Raw genomic sequence first — 3,334 nt, forward strand, 5'->3', positions numbered from 1 at the left:
GCGGCCCGGGGGCGGTGTGCACCGGGGCCGTCTCTTCTTTCCGCACTAACGCACTCACGCACTAACGCACTTCCCTCAATGTCCGCCCCCCGCCGCCGCACCCGCCGCCGCCGCAGTCTCCGGGTTCACGGGCAGGAAGTAGAACGCGATGCCCAGGATGATGTAGACGGCCAGCAGCTGAACGCCCTCCATCCAGTGGCTTTCGCCGTCCATCGAGCAGAGCGCCATGATGCCTACGCACAGCCCGACCGCCAGCACCTCCAGCGGGGTGAAGATCAGGTCCATCGGCTGCGGGGCGATGAAGTAGCTCAGGAACACCAGCAGCGGCGCCACGAACAGCGCCACCTGGATGGACGATCCCACGGCGATATTGATGGCCGCATCCATCTTGTTCTTCGCCGCCATGATGATGGCCGTGGAGTGCTCCGCTGCGTTGCCGATGATGGCGACCACGATTACGCCCACGAACACCTCGCTCCACCCCAGCGCCTCGGCCGTCTCGGTCGCCGCCCCCACCAGGAACTCGGCCATCACCGCCACCCCGATGGTCGCCAGCACCAGCTTGCCGATGGCGCGGCCCATCGGCGACTTGCCGTGCTCCCCGTCGATTCCGCCCTCTCCCGCGTCGCCCATGTACAGGTGGCGGTGCGTCTTGAGGGTAAAGAAGAGGCTGGCGACGTACGTCGCCATCAGCACGATGGAAATTTCCAGGCTCAGGTTGCGCTCCGCCGCCGCGGCCGTATTGCCCACCAGCGAGTGGAAGATGGCCGGCACCACCAGCCCCACGGCGCTCAGAACCAGCAGCGTTCCGCCCAGCCCCGCCGCGGTGCGGTTGAACTTCTGCGTCTCGTACTTCAGCCCGCCCACCAGCGCGCTGAGCCCGAACACCAGCAGCACGTTGCCGATGATGGAGCCGGTGATGGACGCCTTCACCAGGTCGAACAGCCCGGCCCGCAGCGCCACGATGGCGATGATCAGCTCCGCCGCGTTGCCGAAGGTGGCGTTCAGCAGCCCGCCCACGCCCTCGCCCACGCGCTCGGCGATCTCTTCGGTGGCGTGCCCCATCTGCCCCGCCAGTGGGATGATGCCCAGGCAGGAGACGATGAAGATGGCGGACGCCGACGAGTGCAGCCACCACTCCATGAGCATGGCGATGGGCACGAACACCAGCAGCAGGTTCATCACGTTCGCGGCCGAGAACAGGCCGGGCTTTTCGGTCGTCGTAGCCAAGGGAAACGTGCTCCGGGCTGGATGGATTTGATCCGGTTGAGCGGCGGCTACAGTAAGTCCCCCGGCCGCGACGCGCAACCGAGGGAAGCGGGCGCGTCAGTGCGTTGGTGCGGAAGTAAACACGGCCCGGGTGCACACCGCACCCAGGCCGTTTCACTTTCGCACTCACGCACTTCCCTTACTTCACCGGCAGCCAGTACGTCACCTTCATCGCCAGGAAGTTGTTCCCCGGCGCACCGAACGCATCCCCCAGCGCGCCGGGGCCCACGAAGTCGCCGGTGTCCAGGCTCGAGGAGCGATCCTGCTGCCACACCAGGTACAGCGTGCTCCCCGGCCGCCACTCCCAGCGCATGACGGCGTTGCTGCGGAACGAGCGCACGTTGAAGTCGCGCGCCACGGTTTCAGGCTCTCCGTCCTCCGTCGCGGTGAACAGGTGCGAGCCCGGCGAGCAGGGCGCGGGATCGTTCGGCTGGCACGAGCGGATGGGCCCGTTCTCGCCGTACAGGTCCAGGTCGAACGAGCGCGGCCGCGGCACCTCGCCGAAGTGGTGATAGCGGCCGCTGGCGGCAAACGGCTCCGCGTACAGTTCCAGCGACAGGTCCGGGCTCATGGTGTACGCCAGCCGCACCGGCGCCGCCAGCGTGCTGCGGTCAATGGACGAAAAGACGTAGCGCCGGCCCAGCATGGCCGCGGGGCCGCCGGACAGGTTGGCCACGTACTGCCGCGCCTCGCGCTCGCGCTCGTACCGCGGCTCCAGCGAAAGCTGCCAGTTGGGGCCCGGCGAGGCACCGATGCCCCCGCCGATCCCCCAACCGCGGCCGCCCTGCTCGTCACCGCCGATGCCCATGCCCCCGCCCCAGCGGAAGCGAGCGGAGCCGCGGTTCTCCAGGTCTGCCTCGATCTCCCACGAGCGCCCCAGCCCCAGCCGCGGCCCGCCCCGCGTGGCCGACGCGTCATAGCGGCGCAGCTGCGTGCGCGCCTCGATGGAGCTCTGCCAGTAGTTGCTCCAGGTGACGTTTGCCTCGCCTTGCACGACCCCGTGGCGGCGGATGCCCTGGTAGTCGAATCCGTTCTGCGTGCGCGCCGTGAACGAGTACCGGCGATAGGGCCCGCGCGGCGTGGTTTCGCGATAGGTCACCTCGCCGTCGGCCGTCACGAAGTCTGCCACGAACATGCGGCCCGCCTCGTTGACGTCGAAGCCGGGCGAGATGGCGCTCGCCCGCGCCTCCCACAGCCAGTGGCGCGCGTTGTTGCGCTCGATGCCGATGCCCGCCGTGTATCCCGCCAGCGTTCCCCGCGTGGGGTCCAGCACGGCGTAGTCGCGGTCCGGCCGCTGAAAGTAGTGTGCCGGCGCCGTCTGCACGCGGCGGATGGCGGCCGTGTCGCCCTCCACCACGCTGGCGCCCGCGAACCCGCGCACCTCGTAGTCACCGCCGCCGAAGCGCAGGTTCCAGTCGGCGCCGCCGCTGACGGCGCTGCGCGGCAGGAACGAGGCGATCAGCCCGCCCGCCTCCGTGTCGCGGCGCAGCGCCGTCAGGCTCACCCCGGCAGTGGAGGAGGCCGGCCCGAACTCCTGCACGGCGCGAAAGACGCCCCACCCGGTGCGCGGCGCCACGCCCGCGCGCCGGATCTCCCCGTCCTCGTCCACGTAGCGCGCCTCGGCCTCGTCCGTCAGCGCGGCCAGCGCGCCGATGGAAAGGCCCCGCTGCGTGCGTCCGGTGAGCTTGGCCGCGCCCAGGATGGTGCTGGCGCGGGGATAGTCCACGTAGTCGGCGTCCACCCGCACCCGCGACGCGGCTCCGATGCGGCGCGAGTAGAAGTAGCCGGGCTGGTCCGTCCGCAGGTAGCGCAGCCCCTCGGTAAAGAAGGGGCGGCGTTCCGGGAAGAAGGTCTCGAACGCGCTCAGGTTCACCTCGGCCGGGTCTGCCTCCACCTGGCCGAAGTCGGGGTTCAGCGTGGCCTCCAGCGTAAGGCTGCTCCCCAGCCCGATGCGGGCGTCGCCGCCCACGCGCATGGCGCCGGACTGCTGCTCGACGAGCGGATTGCCGGCGTCCACCGCGCCGAAGCGGGTTCCCTCCGCCGCCACGTACGGCATCAACTCGAT

Annotated in this window: 2 protein-coding genes; both read right to left on the bottom strand. The window is 69.9% G+C overall.

Annotated elements, in window-relative coordinates; genetic code table 11:
* Positions 1-75: 75 nt before the first annotated feature.
* Complete coding sequence (gene cax, locus VIB55_RS14680; protein WP_331877405.1) at positions 76-1,230, bottom strand: calcium/proton exchanger; 1,155 nt, start codon at positions 1,228-1,230, stop codon at positions 76-78.
* Between the two features lie 178 nt (positions 1,231-1,408).
* A partial coding sequence (locus VIB55_RS14685) for a DUF5916 domain-containing protein (RefSeq protein WP_331877406.1) occupies positions 1,409-3,334 on the bottom strand: 1,926 nt, incomplete at its 5' end.

It is taken from the genome of Longimicrobium sp., from assembly GCF_036554565.1.
Lineage (GTDB): Bacteria > Gemmatimonadota > Gemmatimonadetes > Longimicrobiales > Longimicrobiaceae > Longimicrobium.